General features: G+C 33.8%; 13 protein-coding genes and 1 tRNA gene. 7 read left to right on the forward strand and 7 right to left on the reverse strand.

The window, feature by feature from the left end; genetic code table 11:
- Positions 1 to 14: 14 nt before the first annotated feature.
- The 3 genes from LXH21_RS16245 to LXH21_RS16255 all read right to left on the reverse strand — a co-directional run bounded on the left by LXH21_RS16245 (position 15) and on the right by LXH21_RS16255 (position 2,856).
- Positions 15 to 692, reverse strand: a complete 678-nt coding sequence (locus tag LXH21_RS16245; RefSeq protein WP_239868349.1) for an SDR family NAD(P)-dependent oxidoreductase — start codon at positions 690 to 692, stop codon at positions 15 to 17.
- Positions 693 to 753: 61 nt separating this feature from the next.
- Positions 754 to 1,410 (reverse strand): hypothetical protein, encoded by a 657-nt coding sequence (locus LXH21_RS16250; RefSeq protein ID WP_239868352.1) that lies wholly within the window; start codon positions 1,408 to 1,410, stop codon positions 754 to 756.
- 306 nt (positions 1,411 to 1,716) lie between these two features.
- Positions 1,717 to 2,856, reverse strand: coding sequence for an acyl-CoA dehydrogenase family protein (locus LXH21_RS16255; protein WP_239868355.1), 1,140 nt, complete (start codon positions 2,854 to 2,856; stop codon positions 1,717 to 1,719).
- A gap of 150 nt (positions 2,857 to 3,006) precedes the next feature.
- On the opposite strand from LXH21_RS16255, the gene LXH21_RS16260 reads away from it, so the two are divergent.
- A complete protein-coding gene (locus tag LXH21_RS16260) occupies positions 3,007 to 4,077 on the forward strand; it encodes an anhydro-N-acetylmuramic acid kinase (protein WP_239868358.1) in 1,071 nt (356 codons plus the stop codon).
- A gap of 41 nt (positions 4,078 to 4,118) precedes the next feature.
- Here LXH21_RS16260 and LXH21_RS16265 read toward each other — a convergent pair whose 3' ends face one another.
- The 4 genes from LXH21_RS16265 to LXH21_RS16280 form a co-directional block, all read right to left on the reverse strand.
- Entirely contained in the window at positions 4,119 to 6,308 is a 2,190-nt protein-coding gene (locus LXH21_RS16265; protein ID WP_239868361.1) for a TonB-dependent receptor plug domain-containing protein, read from the reverse strand.
- Between the two features lie 35 nt (positions 6,309 to 6,343).
- On the reverse strand, positions 6,344 to 6,868 hold the full coding sequence (locus LXH21_RS16270; protein ID WP_239868364.1) for a hypothetical protein: 525 nt from the start codon (positions 6,866 to 6,868) through the stop codon (positions 6,344 to 6,346).
- A 107-nt stretch (positions 6,869 to 6,975) separates the two neighbouring features.
- Complete coding sequence (locus tag LXH21_RS16275) at positions 6,976 to 9,669, reverse strand: T9SS type A sorting domain-containing protein (protein WP_239868367.1); 2,694 nt, start codon at positions 9,667 to 9,669, stop codon at positions 6,976 to 6,978.
- 385 nt (positions 9,670 to 10,054) lie between these two features.
- Positions 10,055 to 11,608, reverse strand: coding sequence for a helix-turn-helix transcriptional regulator (locus LXH21_RS16280; RefSeq protein ID WP_239868372.1), 1,554 nt, complete (start codon positions 11,606 to 11,608; stop codon positions 10,055 to 10,057).
- A gap of 377 nt (positions 11,609 to 11,985) precedes the next feature.
- Here LXH21_RS16280 and LXH21_RS16285 point away from each other — a divergent pair, with 377 nt between their 5' ends.
- The 6 genes from LXH21_RS16285 to LXH21_RS16310 all read left to right on the forward strand — a co-directional run bounded on the left by LXH21_RS16285 (position 11,986) and on the right by LXH21_RS16310 (position 18,722).
- Entirely contained in the window at positions 11,986 to 12,690 is a 705-nt protein-coding gene (locus tag LXH21_RS16285) for a MotA/TolQ/ExbB proton channel family protein (RefSeq protein ID WP_239868375.1), read from the forward strand.
- A 2-nt stretch (positions 12,691 to 12,692) separates the two neighbouring features.
- Positions 12,693 to 13,085 (forward strand): ExbD/TolR family protein, encoded by a 393-nt coding sequence (locus LXH21_RS16290; protein WP_239868378.1) that lies wholly within the window; start codon positions 12,693 to 12,695, stop codon positions 13,083 to 13,085.
- Positions 13,086 to 13,122: 37 nt separating this feature from the next.
- Positions 13,123 to 13,920, forward strand: coding sequence for a TonB family protein (locus LXH21_RS16295; RefSeq protein ID WP_239868381.1), 798 nt, complete (start codon positions 13,123 to 13,125; stop codon positions 13,918 to 13,920).
- A 439-nt stretch (positions 13,921 to 14,359) separates the two neighbouring features.
- Positions 14,360 to 15,580 carry a bifunctional folylpolyglutamate synthase/dihydrofolate synthase gene (locus LXH21_RS16300; protein ID WP_239868384.1) on the forward strand — a complete coding sequence of 407 codons (1,221 nt, stop codon included), beginning with the start codon at positions 14,360 to 14,362 and terminating at the stop codon, positions 15,578 to 15,580.
- 87 nt (positions 15,581 to 15,667) lie between these two features.
- Positions 15,668 to 15,742: transfer RNA gene (locus LXH21_RS16305), tRNA-Val, on the forward strand.
- Between the two features lie 265 nt (positions 15,743 to 16,007).
- Complete coding sequence (locus LXH21_RS16310; RefSeq protein WP_239868387.1) at positions 16,008 to 18,722, forward strand: triple tyrosine motif-containing protein; 2,715 nt, start codon at positions 16,008 to 16,010, stop codon at positions 18,720 to 18,722.
- Positions 18,723 to 18,960: the final 238 nt, after the last annotated feature.

Below are 18,960 nucleotides of genomic sequence, written 5' to 3' on the forward strand. Positions count from 1 at the left end.
TATTAAAAAAAGTGTTAGGGGTTTGACGAAGTAACTTGGATCACTCTTCCGTTAAAGAATTTGTTTCCTGTAAGTGTGAAATCATAAATATAATTAGCAATCTCTTCTGCCGAAACTGGTGCTTGGTAACCTGGAAAGGCTTCTTCTAACATCTCAGTTTGTACTGCTCCTAAAGCCAATACATTAAATGCTATACCGCGATCTTTATACTCTTCTGCTAATAATTCTGAGAGTGTAATTACAGCTCCTTTACTAGAGCTATAAGCTGCTAGTCCTGGGAATTTCAAACTTCCTTGAATTCCACCCATAGAACTTATAGTTACTACATGACTCCCTTTTTGAAGAAAAGGCAACGCTATTCTCGTTAAATTGGCTACAGCAAAAACATTTACTTTATAAACGCTCTCAAAATCATTTTGCGATAATTCAAGAAATGGTTTGTTGATCAAACTACCTGCATTATGAATAATAGCATCAATTTTGTCCCAGCTATTATTAATAAAATTTGTGACTTTACCCAAATCATCCTCCGTCGATAAATCGACAGACAAACAACTTATATTTTTGTGTTCTAATAATATATGCGGCGTTTTTCTAGAAAGGGCTAAAACTTGGTGTCCTGCATTAGCAAATTGCAAGGCCAATTCGTAACCAATCCCCCTACTAGTTCCTGTGATAATTATATTCTTCATCTAACAAAAATACACAAAATGATTTAATCTAAAGTGAATTTATTACCGAGTATCTAAGTCCTTATGACACTTTAGCTTTCTTAAAATAATATTTTGTATATACTTTATAAATTTGAAAAATGGCCATTATTACAAATAGAGCAGGCAAAATTATTGGGATAATATAATCAGTCAAAAAACTAACTTCTTTTGCTATTTTACCCAAAAAGTAAATAACTAGCAACATTCCGCAAAAAACGCCAACCATTGTACCGCCTACATAGTAAAACTTAAGACCATTGTTAACTTCAATATATTTTTTATTGATAAAATAAAGATGAAATACCAGCCAAAACGGAATCTGCAAGAAGTTTAGACTGTTTAAAAAAGCGCCTACCCAAAAAATGGGCCAGCCATGATAGCTTTCTAAATAGCCACCACCGTGAGCAGGATCACCAGTATGATTGTAAAAAATATAAGCAATGATCAAGAAAAAGAAAATTCCAAAAATTTCGATCCATTTCATTAGATTTTTATTCTGCAGCAATTCATTTACAAAAATTAATGTGTAATAACATACTATAGCCTGGACTAGTATTATACCCAGAATAAATAAGCAGGCACCCTTAAGCCCTAGTGCACCGTAAACTTCTATACCAACAACATTAAGAAAACCAAGAGGAAGGGAACCAAGGAAGCTTATTGCGAAGCCTACCATTATATTTTTTAAAATTTGCATAAATTATTTGTTGACTATAGTGGTGCGTGATATAATGCAAAGATATCTCATGCATTGCGACTTTGTTAGTAAGAATTAAAATATATCACAAATCATTATCGTCCTTCTAATTTTCTACAAATGCACTATTTTCTTTACTTGAGTCATATACGCAAAGAAACAACAATTAGATCTCGCTGATTTAAATAGAATTTTCACTCCTATTAATTATATTCGAATTAGAATTTGCATTTACAGCATCTTTTATACCAAAAATCCATCTCTACCGATGTAAAGATGGATTTCTATTAAACCGACTAGTTTGTATTATGAAATAAGTGTTCTTGAAATCACTATTTTTTGAATCTCAGATGTTCCTTCATATATCTGCGTGATTTTTGCATCGCGCATCATGCGTTCTACGTGATATTCTGAGACGTAACCATTACCGCCATGTACTTGAACTGCCTCAATCGTAACATCCATAGCCGTTTGCGAAGCAAATAATTTTGCCATAGCACCTGATTGAGTAATATCTTGACCTGCATCTTTTTCTACCGCTGCTTTGTAACACAACATTTTGGCAGCCATAATTTGAGTCGCCATATCTGTTAATTTGAAAGCAATAGCTTGGTGTTTAAAAATTTCTTTACCAAATGCTTTTCGCTCCTGCGAATATTTTAATGCTAGTTCATAAGCACCAGTCGCAATACCTAACGCTTGAGCAGCAATTCCGATTCTACCACCATTAAGAACTTCCATGGCAAATTGAAATCCAAAACCATCTACTCCTATTCTATTTTCTTTTGGAACTTTTACATCATTAAACATCAATGAATGTGTATCTGAACCTCGAATTCCCATTTTCTTTTCTTTCGGACCAATATCAAAACCAGCCCAACCTTTTTCTACAATAAAGGCATTGATTCCTTTGTGCCCCTTTTCGATATCTGTCTGCGCCATTACCAAGTAGGTCGATGCAGATGATCCGTTTGTAATCCAATTTTTTGTACCATTTAATAAATAATAATCTCCTTTATCTATTGCAGTCGTTTTTTGTGAAGTAGCATCTGAACCAGCTTCTGGCTCTGATAAGCAAAATGCACCTAAAACTTCCCCTTTGGCAAGAGGAACTAAATATTTTTGTTTTTGTTCTTCACTACAATATTTTTCCATCCCAGCACAAACTAGTGAATTGTTGACAGACATTATAACGGCTGCAGAGGCGTCTACCTTTGCCAATTCTACGAGAGCCAACACATATGAAAGATTATCTAAGCCCGCACCTCCATATTCTGGAGCCACAACCATTCCTAAGAATCCGAGTTCGGCTAACTTCTTGACCTGCTCAGTAGGAAATTTAGAAAACTCATCTCTTTCTATAACTCCTGGCAGTAATTCTGTTTGAGCAAAATCGCGAGCCGCTTGTTGAATCATTAACTGTTCTTCTGATAAATTAAAATCCATATATTGATATAATTATTGAATGGTACAATGCTTTATAAATAATTTTCAAAGTTTCTAAAATAGAATCCTTAAATTTACCCTATAGAAAATTACTCTATTTATATGACTTAAACAACTATGCATGCATATAATTTTTAAAACACATTTCATATGACCAAAAAAGATAACTATCATGTATTAGGCGTTATGTCTGGCACCTCGCTTGACGGTGTCGACTTGGCTCAAATACATTTTACGATAATAGATAATCAATGGAGTTTTGATATTATTCAAAGTGAAACCATTGCTTATAATGGCTCTTGGCTATCAATTTTAAAAAATGCAGTCACTTTCTCCCATGGGCAGATACAGGAACTGAATCGAGATTACACGCAGTTACTCTCTTCGATAATTCTCAACTTTGTAAGCAAGCATAAGATTGAGAACTTAGATGCGATATGCTCCCACGGACATACAATTTTACACCAACCTCAAGATGGTTTTACATTGCAGATAGGCAATTTGCCCGAAATCGCAAATCTACTGCAGCAAACTGTCGTATGTGACTTTAGAGTTCAAGATATAAAACTCGGTGGTCAGGGTGCTCCTCTAGTTCCTATTGGTGACCAAATCCTTTTTTCGAGTTATAATTACTGTATGAACTTAGGAGGTTTCTCTAATGTATCATTTGCAGAAAATGGAAAACGTATCGCTTTTGACATTTCTCCCGTAAACACGATTTTAAACTTTTATGCCAATAAATTGAATTTAGAATACGATGATAAAGGAGCCATTGCAAGAACAGGTGAAGTAGATCAATTATTATTAGAGCAGTTAAATGCTTTAGAATTTTATCAAAAAAAACATCCGAAGTCATTAGGATTTGAATTTGTGAAAGAAGTAGTGTTACCTATCATGGAATCATTTGACATTTCGATCAAAAATAAATTAGCGACCTTTATTGAGCATGTTGCTACTCAAACGGCTCATGCCCTACCAAAAAAATCAGGAACACTTTTGGCGACGGGCGGAGGTGCTTATAACGAATATTTAATAGAAAGAATTCAACATCATTTACCAAAATTGCAAATTATCATACCCGAAAATAAAATTTTAGAATACAAGGAGGCAGTGATATTTGCTTTATTAGGAGTATTAAAACTCAGAGATGAAGTAAATGTCTTAAGCAGTGTAACAGGGGCTTCAAGAGATCATAGTTCAGGAATCATTTACCCTATATAATAAAACAGGCTGTCTACAAAGACAGCCTGTTTTTATTTTTATTAAAATTTATAATTCATTCCGAAATAAATATTTCGACCCGAAGCATTTATCCCAGATGAAAAAGTTCTGTATTGTATGTCCATTATATTTTCGATCCCAGCCGACAATTGTAACGATTTTAAGACAGCAAAAGATCCTTTCAAGTTAAAAATTTTCCATCCTGGCATACCTCCTGCAGGAGCATATTTTTCGTTATCCTCTCCATTCAATAGGTACTTATTAATGTTTTTAGATCCATTGTACAAAAGATAAAAATCAACATGAGCAATCTCATTATCATATACAATACCTGCTTTTCCATACACTGGAGGAATGTGATCTAAAGGAGAATTATTACTTTCATTTACGATCTTACCCTCTGTAAAATTAAAGTTAGCATAGATTGACAAGGGTTTTGCAATAGTCACTTTCAAAGATGTATTGAAACCAGTGATATACGCTTTCCCTTGGTTTTGATTGGCCTGTATTACACTAGAGACTCCTTCATAAATAATTGTACTTTGGTTGTTATAGGTAAACGCATCTGTGACAATTACATCATACAGACGCGTATAGTAAAAAGTATTATCGAGTTGGATAAGTTTATTTTTAAACAAACTGATTGTCAGATCTGCTGTTATAGATTTTTCAGGTTTTAAATCTTGATTGGGAACAATTAATGTGCCTGGTACCGATTCAAATAATTTAGCAACATCATCTATATTTGGAACTCTAAAGGCAGAAGCTAGATTAAAAGATACCTTTGAAAAAGAACCTTTACTAATTAAACCCAAAGCACCACTGTATGTTAAATTAGACTGACTTATGGCTGTGAAAGGAAACTGAAAAATAGAATTATCCTTAATTGTACTTTTCAGATTTACAAATCCAGTTCTTGCAGCGATATTATAGGATGTACGTGGCGAAATCGCATTGGTAAATATTGCAAAAATATCTGTACGAACTGTGTTGTTTAGACCATTTGGATATCTCGAATCGGCCGTAACGATTTCCCCTGTTTTTCTATTTTGGGAAGAGCCTATTGATTGTACATTATCATAAAAAAATTCTGCTCCATAAAGCAACTCTCCCAAACCTAAATGACTTTTTAAATCGAAGCTGGCACCAAAAACGTTTACTTTTTCTAACTGTGTTTTGGTATTATCACTATTAAATTTTCTAGTTATTCGGCTTTCTTCAACAGTTTGATAATGAAGCCCAAAATTGAGATCTGTATTCAAAAATAAATCTTTACTATTCATTTTATATGCCGCAAGCAATCTTTTCTGGGGTCCGTAATCCCAACGGGCGCTGTTTAAGCCATTGGTTCCTAGTAGATCTGTCAATCGATCGTATCTCGGAATATCTGAACTTGTTGCGTATTGAAAGTTTAGACCATGTTGCATTTTCTCATTTTGCTGAAAAATGATTTTCTGCATCAAATTGTATTGTTTATATCCGCTATACTTCTGTATTAATTTATTCGAATTTGCTTCTATTCGATCGACATTATTTTCCGTCACCACATAATAAAGACGTTCACCAAAGAAATCATTATTACCATTTTTCTTTGCTCCCATTCTTAAATCTCCAAAATTACTTGTTGACACAGCTGTTAAAAAAGCCCATTTGTTCAGTGCAATATTAAAGTCTACGTAATTTGTTTTCTCATCATTAGTGCTGCTATATCTAGAAAATAAATTCCCAGAGATCTTACGATTTGCTTTATTCAATAACAAAGGGTCTTTTGTCTTTAAATTAATCGCACCCCCCATAGCATCACTACCATAAAACGTCGATGAAGGTCCAAAAAGGACCGCAACTTCTTGCAACATATTTCCATCAATCGTAATTACATTTTGCAAGTGTCCTGCTCGGAAAATTAAATTATTCATCCTGATTCCATCTACGAGTAATAAAATTCTATTAGCTTCTAAACCTCTTATAACAGGACTACCGCCTCCTTGTTGTGATTTCTGAATGGTAACGGTACCAGAATTTGCCAGTAAATCTGCTGTGCTCTGGGTATTTTGAAATGCAATATCTATTTGCGAAAGTGTTGCGATCTTCTGAAAAGTTTTGGTTTCAGAATAACGATCAGTATTAATTTTTATCTCATTTAGAGAAATATTTTTGATGGTATCTTTTGATTTCTGACCAAAGAAAAATTGTGTAGAAAGTAGCCCTACAAGAAGGTAGATGTGTTTCATGAAGTGTTTTATTATTTTACATTAAAAAGAATTGCTCAATAAGTAAAACAAATGGGAGGCTTGTCAATTAGAAAAATGACAGTTCGAATTGTACCTATAGACCTCATCCCAATCACCATAAGTTTAGTAACTTTACTAATGGTTTTTAATTGCAGGCTTTCGACAGCGTGTAGCGTGGCATAAAAGATAATTCCTTTTATTACTTTACTTTGCTTTTTTGATGTGGACCCAGCTTTTAAAAAAAGATTCTGCAAGCCAACTATTATATCACTTTCAAAATCATCTTTCACTACTTTTAAAACAACATAATTACTGACAATAGAGAAGGAATGAATATCAAAATAGTCTTGATTAATTTTAATCTCTTTTTTGTTATTCAATTGCTTCCACTCTGTTAATAATATGGTTTTATGAGTGATGGAATTTATTTTTGAAATTTGATTTTGATGCCGTGCTTGCTGTACACAATCGATAGTACCGCCCGAGAAAGACAAACTGAATTGCACTAAATAAAATAGTGTAGTTAATACGATAGAAGTTTGTTTAATTTTCTGAAGCATCTCTATATAGATTCATGAAACTTCATTTTGAAGTTATCATTGTGTATAATTCCAAAAAAAGAGCTGCATTTCACATACAGCTCTAATTAAGGAATGAGTAATCGGTATTAGTTTTTGATTACAATTTTTTGATTTGAAACTGATGTTCCGTTAATCATTTTAATAAAATAAATGCCTGATGTCAAAGTAGGCACTGCAATTTTAGTATTATTTACATCCAAGACTCCTTTTAACAAAGCAGCACCTTTAAGGTCGTAAATTACATACTCGTAAATTTTACTGTTATCTTGTAATTTTACGTTTACCATTGCATCTGATACTGGATTTGGATAGATAATTGGCGCCTCAGCTGATGTCATTGCAATTTCATTGGTAGAAAGTGTTGCAGAAGTGAAGGTTATGCTAGATTCCCATGAACCTCTACCGTAAGTAGCTGCTCTCAATTTTCCAGTTGTTGAAGTCGAATAATAAATTTCTAAATCTTGAACCGAATTTTTAGGCAAGTCCGCGGAGAAAGAAGTCCAAGTTGTTTGCGCGTTGTCAAATGAATACACTCCTATATCTGCTCCTACATAGATAACATCATTATCACTTCCCTTTACATAAACAATTGTATTTATAGGTAAATTTGGCAAAGCTGTAGAATTGACATCAGTCCAGTGTGCTCCACCATCAATTGTTTTAAATACTTTTGATGCAGCATTGTATCCAGAGAATACAACCCAAACTTTACTAGCATCTGTATTAGATACTGCTAGATTTTTTAATTTTGCGGCTCCTACTGGTAGTGTGCCCGTAATATCCATCCAAGAAACTCCTGCATCAGAAGATTTAGAAATTTTGTCATCTGTGATCGCATATATCACTTGGTTATTACTAGGTGCTATTTCAAAACGCAGTATATTATTACCTGCATGTGGCGTTCCTAAAGCAACCCAGGTAGGTTCTTCATAATCATCATTTGTTAATATGTCTGTACTTTTATATAAGGTTGGTCTCCCTCCTACATATACTAAATTGTCTACAGTCGGATCTTGGTGAATTGGTGTAAACCATTCTGAACCTGTCAATTCCGAGTACTGAGATTTAACTCCATTTTTTGTTCTATAAAATGCTCCATTAACTGTAGATGAAACCAAAATGTTTTCATTAGTACGGTCAACAAAACCGTCTTCTCCATCACCACCACTCAATACAGACCATTGACCAGGACTAGAGGTTATTAATGAGCCTATATCCTGCAATCCTGTAAAATACTTATCCGCATTTGTTGCAGAAAGAGAAATACTTGTTTGCTGCCCTACTGCAATATTATTTGTCAAATCAACCCAAGTCGATTGACCATCATCAATACCTCTAGAGATTCCACCGTCACAAGTGGTATACAGTGTAGTATTTTCATGAGGTGAGTAGGCTATATACTGAATATCTGCATGAATATAAGGCTTGGTTTCCGTTTCTGGGTATGCAGAACCTGGATAATTTTCATCAATACCAGACCAGTGTGTGATTCTTGCCCATGAAACTCCACCATCTGTAGATTGCCATTGATTTATACCTCCCACTGTAATCAAATCTGAATTTAAGGGTGAAACTGCAATTGCTAAATCATGACCTGCTTGCCCACCGTTAATGCCCGATGTAGCTGCAAGAGGATCAGCATCACTATGCAATAAATTTGGGTTTGTATTGCTAGTTTCATAAACTAATGCAAAACTTACTCCACTATTTTCAGATTTATAAACGCCTTTCAAACCGCTCTCTGAATTTCCTGCGATTGCATAAACAATTTCATTGTTATGAGGGGTAACTGCCAATTCTACACGAGCAACATCTGAAGTTGGTAAACCTGTAGACTCTGTCCAGTTATCTCCATTATCGGTAGATACAAAAATCTCATTATAAGTAGAAGCATAGACTACATTACTATCGGGAGCAGAAATGCCTGGCTTAAATTCAATATCATAAAATTCACCATTGTCAAAAGGAGTAGTAATATTTTCACTAGTAGCCCAACCGTCTGTCGTTTTAAAAACACCTTTATTTGTTGCTAACATCATAATTAATGGATTAGTTGGATCCATTACAATTTTTGTAATCTTATAATCATCTGCAGGAGTCGCTGCCCATGTCAAGGCAGTAGTATTCCAGTTCTCACCTCCATCTGTAGACTTTAATACTCCGATACTTTTCCTGTCTGATTCTCTATCACCAGTGGCGAGATACATAATATTTGTTTGAGAAGGATGAATCACCAAACCAGAACAACCAATCACCGTTAGAAAATCTGTATGTGTTGTCCATGAGCTTCCTTCATTAACGGTTTTCCACAGACCTCCATCTGGTGAACCCACGTACATAGTTTGAGATGCTATTGGATCAAAAGTTACAAAGCTCAATCTTCCTGATCCTGAATCATAACCTGCAGGTACTGAATTTCCATTTAAAGAAGTCCAACCTGACAAAGCTGTTTTTAAGCTAATTTTATTTTTTGCAGCAATTTGTTTTGTTCCAACTGTATTTTGCCATTCCATAAAGTTTACATAGTTGGACGACAGTAAACTCATATTACCCGATGGATACACTCTAGGCTCTATCTGATTCTCCCACCTTTTGTATATTTTGTAACCTTGACCTTTTTGGGGCTTTCTCTTAGACCAATATTTATTAAAATCAGTTTGAACCTGTTTGAATGTTACCGATTTGTTTTCTCCCATTTTTGACCATTTAGCAGTACCGGATCCTTGCCCAAATGCTAAAACAGTTAATAAAAGAAACCCTGAAACAATTGTTGTTTTCATAATTTGTAGATTTGTTTAAAACTATTGCGTAATTAATTATTTGTTTTTAGTCCATAAAAAAAATGCCTTATTGCTAGACAATAAAACATCTTAGTGCATTATCAAAAAATGATTTGAATTAAAAAAGAGATTAGTAACGTACTTAGAAAAATAAGTTCATTACACCTAGCTACAACAAAAGAAAAAGTTTGTTCTAGTGGGATTGTAAATTTTCGCAATGAAACAAATGCCGGAGAAGGCATTACAAGAAAGTGTAATTTTTTCTTCATAAATTTTGTAAGATTTAATGTCTTACAAATATCTATAATCTAGAGATAGAACAATTTTTAATCACTACGCGATTACTACGCAAGCCCGAAAATACAGGGATATGGGCTTGAATTTTTTATACCACTTCTTGATGGTTCTTAATAAGACCGTTTAAAAAATCTAATAATGTTATGTTTGGCGGAAGCACCAATTTGTTATTTATTCGATAACGCTTGCTCTCGACAGCACGAACAGTCGAATTGATAAAGACTGCAATCTCTTTATTCTTGAAACCCATAAATACGTAATAACATATAATAATTTCTGAAGCATTTAACTCCGGATATTGTGTCGAAATAGTATTAAAAAATTCAATATTTAATTCACTAATCAATTCTAAATGACTTTCGCTTTTATCTAAAATAGATTTTGAATTGAGGTGAATGTTATTGTACAATTTTTTGATTTCCGTTTTTTGACTCGAGGCATCATAAGTCAATGAAATCGTTTTAACCTCTTTTTTCAAATTCGAGATATAACTTTCAAAGCCTTTAACTTTTACTTTCAACTTCTCATGATTTATCTTTAAGTATTCAAACTCATTTACTTTAATTTTTCTCTTTCGATAAAAATAAACAAAAAAGAATCCGAGTGAAATTATACCTAAAATTAAAAAACCAATCCATACTCCTTTGATATCATTCTTTATTTCGGCATCATTTAGTGAATCTGCCGTTTTAATTAGGGCTTCATCACCGCCAATGCTGGTCTCTAGAATTTTTGCTAATTCTGTTTTTTGTAATCCCCCTAAAGAATCAATAAATGCTTTCTGATTTTTGCTGTCTTCCAAATGAGTATAATAATCAATGTGTAGGCTATAAAAGTCTTTCCGATCATTAGCATTCATATTTACTCGCATATTTTGAGCTTTTTTCAAATATACCCAGCAAGAATCCATTTGCTTATTCAAAAGATGCGTTTTGGCAATGCACAGATTTACAGTTACAATATGCTTATCAAAAAAAGTGGGCGTAATTGTTTCCTCATTTCTTAACCCTTTGAGTAAATTAAAATATTTATGTGTATTCTGTAAATCATTTAAACAAGAATAATTGTTAGATAACATAAACAAGGCATACATATAATAGTAAGCATCATCCTTTATGTTTTTAAAATAATCTAAATCTCTCAAGATTAATTTATTGCTTTTTTTATAATTTTTTTTATCTAGAGCAACATAGGCAAACATTTGTTTTACTTCTGCAAGGCCTTTTTGATTGTCGCTTAGCACATAATATCTTTTAGCATCATCAAGATATTTATAGGCCAAGGAATCTTTACCAACTCGGTAAATATTGAAAAATAATTCTAAGCATGCAGTACCCGCTATATCATATTTCTTTTCGACTTTGGCGTATCGCAAAGTAATATGGAAATCATTAAATAATTTTGCTCGTTCATTTTTCTTCTCGTCAATTAAAGCTCTTAAATGATAATATTCTGCTAACTTTCCTTTTATATTTACTGTGACAGGTTCGGGAATTAAATTTAAAAATTCTTCTGTTTTTAATGGTTGATCATCTATATATGCATCTGCAGAATCCACAAATCGATAAAATCGGTTTTGAGAATTCCCCTTTGCAAAAACTAGAAAAAAAACAAGAAAAATATAGTTAAACCTTAAGAGCATTAGAAGAAAATTGAGATAGCGATGATTTTGTAAAAATAGTAATATCTCATTAATAACCTTCTATTTTATCCAAAATTGCAAAAACAAGGAAAATTTAATTCACTAAATATCATTATCTTAACAACTATTACCTAATAAGGAAAATTACAAAGCTCAGATTCTCCTATGGAATCTTCAACATTTGTTACTTATCGTATTATAACCATTATAAATACCACCTAATCAAAAAATGAGTAAACTAACGCAGTAGCCAAATTCTATCTAAAAACTACATAACTAACAGAAAACTCATAAATTGGATTTACTAACTTAACTTTCTTCAAAAACTTACAATTTTTATAATATCTTAGCGTTTGAATAAATAAAGAAAAATTAATATGAGTTTATTGTTACAAGCAGATACTTTATCTGTTGCAAATGAAAATTTAGCCGAAGCGGTTCCTGTTGAAAAAACCTTGTCTATTATAGAGTTGCTAACTAGCGGAGGTCTTGCTGGTCAAATTATTATGACTGCTCTTTTTCTAATGCTATTTGTTGCGCTATATCTTTATTTTGAAAGATTAATGGCCATTAATGAAGCTTCAAAAATTGATAGCAGTTTTATGGGACAAATAAGAGATAACATCCGTAACGGACGTATCGATAACGCAAAAATGACCTGCGCACATTCAAAATCTCCTGTGGCACGATTAATCGAAAAAGGAATTTCTAGAATAGGAAAACCATTAGACGACATTAACACTGCAATTGAAAATGCTGGGAAATTAGAAATCTACAAACTAGAAAAGAATGTAAGTATGCTCGCTACTATTTCTGGAGCTGGACCAATGACTGGTTTCTTAGGTACTGTTGTAGGTATGATTCAGGCCTTTCATAAAATGGCAACAGCAGGGGGACAAATAGAAGTTGGAGCTCTTTCTGAAGGGATTTACACTGCAATGACCACTACGGTAGTGGGATTAGTAGTTGGACTTATTGCGTACATTGGATACAACCACCTTATCGTAAAAACAGATAAGATTGTACACCAAATGGAAGCAAATGCCGTAGATTTCTTAGACTTATTAAATGACCCTGCATAATTATGAATATTAGAGGAAGAAATAAAGTAAGCGCCGAGTTCAATATGTCATCAATGACCGATATTGTATTCTTATTATTGATATTCTTTATGCTTACATCAACCATGGTAACAACCAATGCACTTGATTTGGTATTGCCTAAAGCAAAAGGAAAGACAGATAGTAATAAAAATATTGCGGTAAGCATTAATAAAAAATTGGAGTTTTTTATTGACAAAGAACCCGTTCAAGAATCCGAATTAGAAGCTCGTTTGTTAGGCCTTTTTACAGCAGATAAAGAAAAAGCCATAATATTAAGAGCCGAAGAAGGTGTGCCAATTGAGAAAGCGGTAAACGTTTTGGACATTGCCAATCGAAATCAAATAAAAGTAGTACTGGCGGTAAGACCAAAATAAACCGACTACTTTTTAAAAAACAAGATTCATTTTACACATGAAATATTTAGAAACAGATGAAGAAAAAAAATCATTTACTATCACCGCAATTATTTTCGGGATACTACTTGTATTGTTCTTCTATTTAGGCCTAACCTCACTTGACCCACCACCAGAAAACGGTATTGCCATCAATTTTGGTACGACCGAATTTGGCAATGGAAAAATACAGCCTACAGAAGCTATTCAGTCGGCACCACAGCCAACTGCCGCTCAGCCAGCAGCATCTAAAGTCGAAGAAGTGCTTTCACAAGATGTTGAAGATGCTCCTATGATGAAAACAGCCAAAAAAACACAACCTACCAAACAAGTAGCTGAAGCCGAAGTAAAACAAAAACCTAAGGAAAGTCCGAAACCTTCTAAAAGCACCACCGATGCATTATCTAGTTTAATAAACGGACCAAAATCGGACGGAAAGTCAAAAGGCGGTGAAGGTAACGATTCACAAGCAGGTGATAAAGGAAGCATTAATGGTGATGCTTACGCGAGCTCCTATTATGGTTCTGGAACAGGATCAGGTAACGGTAGCGGCTGGGGACTTAATGGTAGAAGCATTAGTTCTAGAGGTAAAGAAGTTCAAAAATGCAACGAATCTGGTACTGTAGTGGTTCAAATTACAGTTAACAGAAACGGAAATGTTATAGCTGCCAAATATACCAAAGGAACGACCAACACAAATCCGTGTTTAGTAGAGCCTGCTCTAGCGACGGCCCGCAAATACAAATGGCAACCCGACAGTAATGCTCCCGAAACCCAAGTGGGATTCATCACAGTCAACTTTAAATTAGGAGAATAATTTTTTTAAAATAATTAGGGCGTGCCACCAATACAAAATGCTACTACAGCAATCGCTCAGCATTTTGTATTGCTGTCGAGCTATCCATTACAAGTCCTCAACAAGTTCCGCTATAGCTGCACTTGTCTGCGGGCTTTTCACTTTTATCTCTCACGCAAAACGGCATGAGAAAATAGTAACATATTATTTTGAATTGACCAATTGAGTACTTTTAATTTTCTTATATAATCGACATGCTTAACTGCGTGAAGGATTGCAGTGAAAATCCTCTTTTAGGGCTTTTTCTGCCCCAAAAAAGATTGTAACGGAAAGCCTGACCCGTCCCGAAGTTTCGGGATTACGGAGGGGCACGCCCACAAAAAAAAACACTTTCATATACCGAAATACTATTTGAGCACCACCAAAAGAAGTTGTACTTTTGGATTCAAAATTACAATCGATGAATTACCAAGAAACTACTACATGGATGTTCAACCAGTTGCCCATGTACCAAACGCAAGGCGCAACAGCATATAAGGAAGATTTACAAAACACAATCGAACTTATTGAACATCTCGACAACCCGCATCATCAATTAAAATGCATACATGTAGCAGGAACCAATGGTAAAGGATCTACCTCACACATGCTAGCCTCTATTTTGCAAGAGGCTGGATATAAAGTCGGACTTTATACGTCACCTCATCTCAGAGATTATCGTGAAAGAATCAAAATTAACGGTCAAGAAATCAGCGAAGACTTTATTTGCAAATTTATTGCCAAGAACAAACCGTTTTTTGAGAGTCACGATATTAGTTTTTTTGAAATGAGCGTTGGCCTCGCTTTCGAATATTTCTCCGTGGAGCAGGTCGATTTTGCCATTATAGAAGTAGGAATGGGTGGCCGACTAGACGCTACCAATATTATAACTCCCCTGATCTCGGTAATTACTAATATAGGATTAGACCACACTCAATTCCTAGGCAATACCTTAACATCAGTCGCAACAGAAAAAGCTGGAATAATAAAACCAAACATTCCTGTAGTAATTGGCGAATATACTGCCGAGACAAAACCCGTTTTTATCAGTAAAGCCACCGATTGCAAGTCAAAAATATACTTTGCTTCAGAAAATATAAAAGACACCTACCCTTCTGATTTATTAGGTGATTACCAATTACACAACAAAAAAACAGTATTGCAAACCATTTCTGTTTTAAACGAGATGAATGTACTGAGTACAACGATAGAGAACTGTAAAGTTGGCTTGGCAAATGTAGTTCCCAATACTGGTTTATTAGGGAGATGGCAACAAATTGGTGAGCATCCTAAAACTATTTGCGACACCGCACATAATAAAGAAGGACTGACAATCGTATTTGACCAAATCAAAAAAGAAAATTATAATAATCTTCATATTGTTTTTGGCGTTGTAAATGATAAAAACCTAGACGCAATACTCCCACTGCTACCAAAAAAAGCAAAATATTATTTTGCTAGACCAAATAACCCAAGAGGTCTCGATGTTACAATTCTACATCAAAAAGCAGTAGAAATGGGCCTAAACGGAGACGCATATAGTTCTATCACAGAGGCTTACCAAACAGTACAAATAGCAGCACAAACCAATGATTTTATCTACGTTGGCGGCAGCACATTTGTGGTTGCAGAAATAATTTAATTTTTTTTTCATTTTATAGTTGCACATTCAAAAAAGAGTCTTATATTTGCACTCGCAATCACAAAATGATAGCAACCTAGTAAAATAGGGCGATTAGCTCAGCTGGTTCAGAGCACCTCGTTTACACCGAGGGGGTCGGGGGTTCGAACCCCTCATCGCCCACAGATTTAAAAACTCCAAAGTCATTTGATTTTGGAGTTTTTTTTTGTTTTATCTCCACTAAAGGAAATTCCAGATATCACCAAAATTCCAATAAGATGTCTCTTCATTATAAATTTAATTTATGAGCAACACAATTTCTTTTTTATGCTAATTATTGATTTTGTAGTTTTACGAAACATAATATCACGGTACTCATTATTTTATGAAACTTAAACTCTTCCACATATTACTATATTCCTTTCTATTTTTATTTTTTAATAAAAGTATGATAGGCCAAGAATTACCACCAATTCAGACCTTTACTGCTGTAGATTATAATGGAGAAAATCAAAATTGGATGATTTCTCAATCAAGCGATAAAGTTATTTACGTTGGGAATAATGAAGGCCTTTTAGAGTACAATGGTGCAAAATGGAAACTTTATCCATCGCCAAATAGTACTATAATTAGAGCGGTTAATGCAGTAGGAAAAAAGATTTATACGGGCTGCTACATGGAATTTGGCTTATGGGAGCGAGACGGATTTGGTCTATTAAAATACAAATCGTTAGTTTCCAAATTTAAAGTCCCCATGATTGAAGATGAACATATTTGGAACATTCTTACTTATGACGAATGGATATTGTTTCAATCATTTAATAGAATCTATTTTTATAATTCTACCACCGGCGCTACTAAGATTATTAATTCAAAAAATGGAATTTCGAGAATTTTTAATATTGATAACACAATTTACTACCATGTTGATAAGGAAGGGATTTATAAAATTGAAGCTGGCAAACCAAAATTAGTCGTCAACAATACTTTATTTGAAAATGATAAAGTAGTTAGCATGTTTCATCTATCAAATGGAGTGCTTATCTTAACAAAGAGCCAAGGTTTTTATACATTAATTAATGGAAAAATAACAGCTTGGAATGTATCTTCAAACCAAGCTCTAAAAAAAATGAGCGTATTTAATAGTATTCAGCTTAAAGACAAAAGCTATTTTATTGGTACGATTAAAAACGGAGTCATACACTTAACAAAAGAAGGAGCCATAAAATATGAATTAAATAGAAGCAATGGTCTGAATAACAATACTGCCTTATGCTTGTATGAAGACATAGATAATAATGTATGGGCAGGACTCGACAATGGTATTAACTGTATTAATGTAAAATCGCCCATCAAGGTTTTTAATGATGATGAAGGGAAAATTGGTACAGTGTATGCTTCTGTTTTTTATCATGGAAATCTATACTTAGGGACAAATCAAGGGCTATTTTATAAAAAAGCAAATACACAAGAACCTTTTAAATATATTACAGGGACGGCGGGACAGGTATGGTGTCTGTATTTGTATCAGGACGAATTGTTGTGTGGCCATCATTCTGGAACATTCGTAATCGATAATCAAAAAGCTACCTTGATATCCAACGTACCTGGTACATGGGGGTTTAGAATGATCCCAAATGCAGATAACATTTTAATACAAGGAAATTACAAAGGGCTTAATGTATTGACAAAAGAAAAAGGAAATTGGAAACTTAGAAATAAAATTAACGGATTTGACAATTCCGCACGATATTTTGAAATTACAAATTCTAATGAAATCTGGGTAAGCCATGGATATAAAGGGCTTTTTCGACTTAAAATAAATAAAGATTTTACCCAGGTCACAAATGTTTTTATTGACCCGAATGCTCCAATTGATAAAAATTCGAGTCTTATTAAGTATAAAAATCAAATTTTATATGCCTACAATGGCGGAATTCTTGCCTTTGATAATAAAAAACATGTTTTTGCAAAAGACACCGTTCTAAGTAGACTTATCACTCAATCTGAATATACATCTGGTAAACTGGTTGTCGATGACACCGAAAAGCTTTGGGCATTTTCCAACGATAATATTAGTTATGTTGATGTGAATGATTTGACAAATGATTTAAAAACAAATGATATTGCCATCTCGCATCCATTAAGAAAAGGGCAGGTTGGCTATGAAAATATTTCGCATCTCGCCAACAGCACTTACTTAATCGGTATAACGGACGGGTATCTTACTATTGATATTTCTCAAATAAACAAAAACAATAATTATCAATTAATTCTTAATTCAATTGATGTTAAATCGTTGGAAAGAAATTCTAATGTTGAAGTTCAAAAATTTGGTGAATTTGAATACGAAAATAATTCAGTTACCTTTAACTACAGTGTTCCCGCTTATAATAAATACAAAGAAGTCCAATATCAATATCAATTAAAAGGAAGACAAGACCAGTGGAGTGAATGGAATAGTAAATCTGAACTCACATTTGAAAACTTGCCCTTTGGTTCGTACATCTTATACGTGCGAGCAAAGATTGGCAATAAATTATCGGCCAATACGATTAAGTATCAGTTTAAAATTAATAGGCCTTGGTTTATATCCAATACAGCAATCTTCATTTATTTTTTATTTTTAGTCGGATTTTCATTGATGATGCACAAAATTTATAAAAAACATTATAAAAAGCTACATGCACGCAAACAATTGGAGAATGAGCAATTGATAACGCGCATTAAAAATGAGCAACTAAATCAGGACATAGAAAGTAAAAACAGGGAACTTGCTATATCGACAATGAGCATCATTAAAAAGAATGAAGTTTTAAATAGCATTCAGAAAGAGCTAAAGAAAAGTAAAAACCAAGACAATGATACTACCTTAAAATTAATTGATAACAATTTAAATGACAGTAAGGATTGGTCCTTTTTTGAAAAAGCTTTTAACAATGCAGATAAAGATTTTCTTGACAAAGTAAAACAGTCTCATCCCGATTTATCACCGAATGATTTACGTTTTTGCGCCTACCTTCGTCTTAACTTATCATCAAAAGAGATAGCACCATTATTAAATATTTCGATCAAAAGTGTCGAGACGAAGCGATACAGATTAAGAAAGAAATTGGGATTGGAACATGATAGTAGCCTAGTTAACTATATCTTAAACTTCTAGTAACACTACAAGGCCAAAATTTACCACGACATTACCACGACAGCGGCCCGAAACTCAATGTTCTCGGGCTGTTTCGTTAAAAAAAATTTAAATTCTAAATTTTCAATGACTTTGAGGGCTGCGCCCTGATTATTAAATCGTTTTCCCTTGTAAATATTACGATGTTTGTTTTTTGTCGTGACTGATTTTACGAAATTGTTAATTTTTGGGTCTAAGTTTACATATACTTAATTTTAAA

Origin of the sequence: Flavobacterium algicola (assembly GCF_022399565.1) — a bacterium.
Classification (GTDB): domain Bacteria; phylum Bacteroidota; class Bacteroidia; order Flavobacteriales; family Flavobacteriaceae; genus Flavobacterium; species Flavobacterium algicola.

Excerpts from the sequence above, each read along its gene's own strand:
- LXH21_RS16245 (WP_239868349.1), bottom strand. The coding sequence starts at position 692 with ATGAAGAATATAATTATCACAGGAACTAGTAGGGGGATTGGTTACGAA.
- LXH21_RS16250 (WP_239868352.1), bottom strand. The coding sequence starts at position 1,410 with ATGCAAATTTTAAAAAATATAATGGTAGGCTTCGCAATAAGCTTCCTT.
- LXH21_RS16255 (WP_239868355.1), bottom strand. The coding sequence starts at position 2,856 with ATGGATTTTAATTTATCAGAAGAACAGTTAATGATTCAACAAGCGGCT.
- LXH21_RS16260 (WP_239868358.1), top strand. The coding sequence starts at position 3,007 with ATGACCAAAAAAGATAACTATCATGTATTAGGCGTTATGTCTGGCACC.
- LXH21_RS16265 (WP_239868361.1), bottom strand. The coding sequence starts at position 6,308 with ATGAAACACATCTACCTTCTTGTAGGGCTACTTTCTACACAATTTTTC.
- LXH21_RS16270 (WP_239868364.1), bottom strand. The coding sequence starts at position 6,868 with ATGCTTCAGAAAATTAAACAAACTTCTATCGTATTAACTACACTATTT.
- LXH21_RS16275 (WP_239868367.1), bottom strand. The coding sequence starts at position 9,669 with ATGAAAACAACAATTGTTTCAGGGTTTCTTTTATTAACTGTTTTAGCA.
- LXH21_RS16280 (WP_239868372.1), bottom strand. The coding sequence starts at position 11,608 with ATGCTCTTAAGGTTTAACTATATTTTTCTTGTTTTTTTTCTAGTTTTT.
- LXH21_RS16285 (WP_239868375.1), top strand. The coding sequence starts at position 11,986 with ATGAGTTTATTGTTACAAGCAGATACTTTATCTGTTGCAAATGAAAAT.
- LXH21_RS16290 (WP_239868378.1), top strand. The coding sequence starts at position 12,693 with ATGAATATTAGAGGAAGAAATAAAGTAAGCGCCGAGTTCAATATGTCA.
- LXH21_RS16295 (WP_239868381.1), top strand. The coding sequence starts at position 13,123 with ATGAAATATTTAGAAACAGATGAAGAAAAAAAATCATTTACTATCACC.
- LXH21_RS16300 (WP_239868384.1), top strand. The coding sequence starts at position 14,360 with ATGAATTACCAAGAAACTACTACATGGATGTTCAACCAGTTGCCCATG.
- LXH21_RS16310 (WP_239868387.1), top strand. The coding sequence starts at position 16,008 with ATGATAGGCCAAGAATTACCACCAATTCAGACCTTTACTGCTGTAGAT.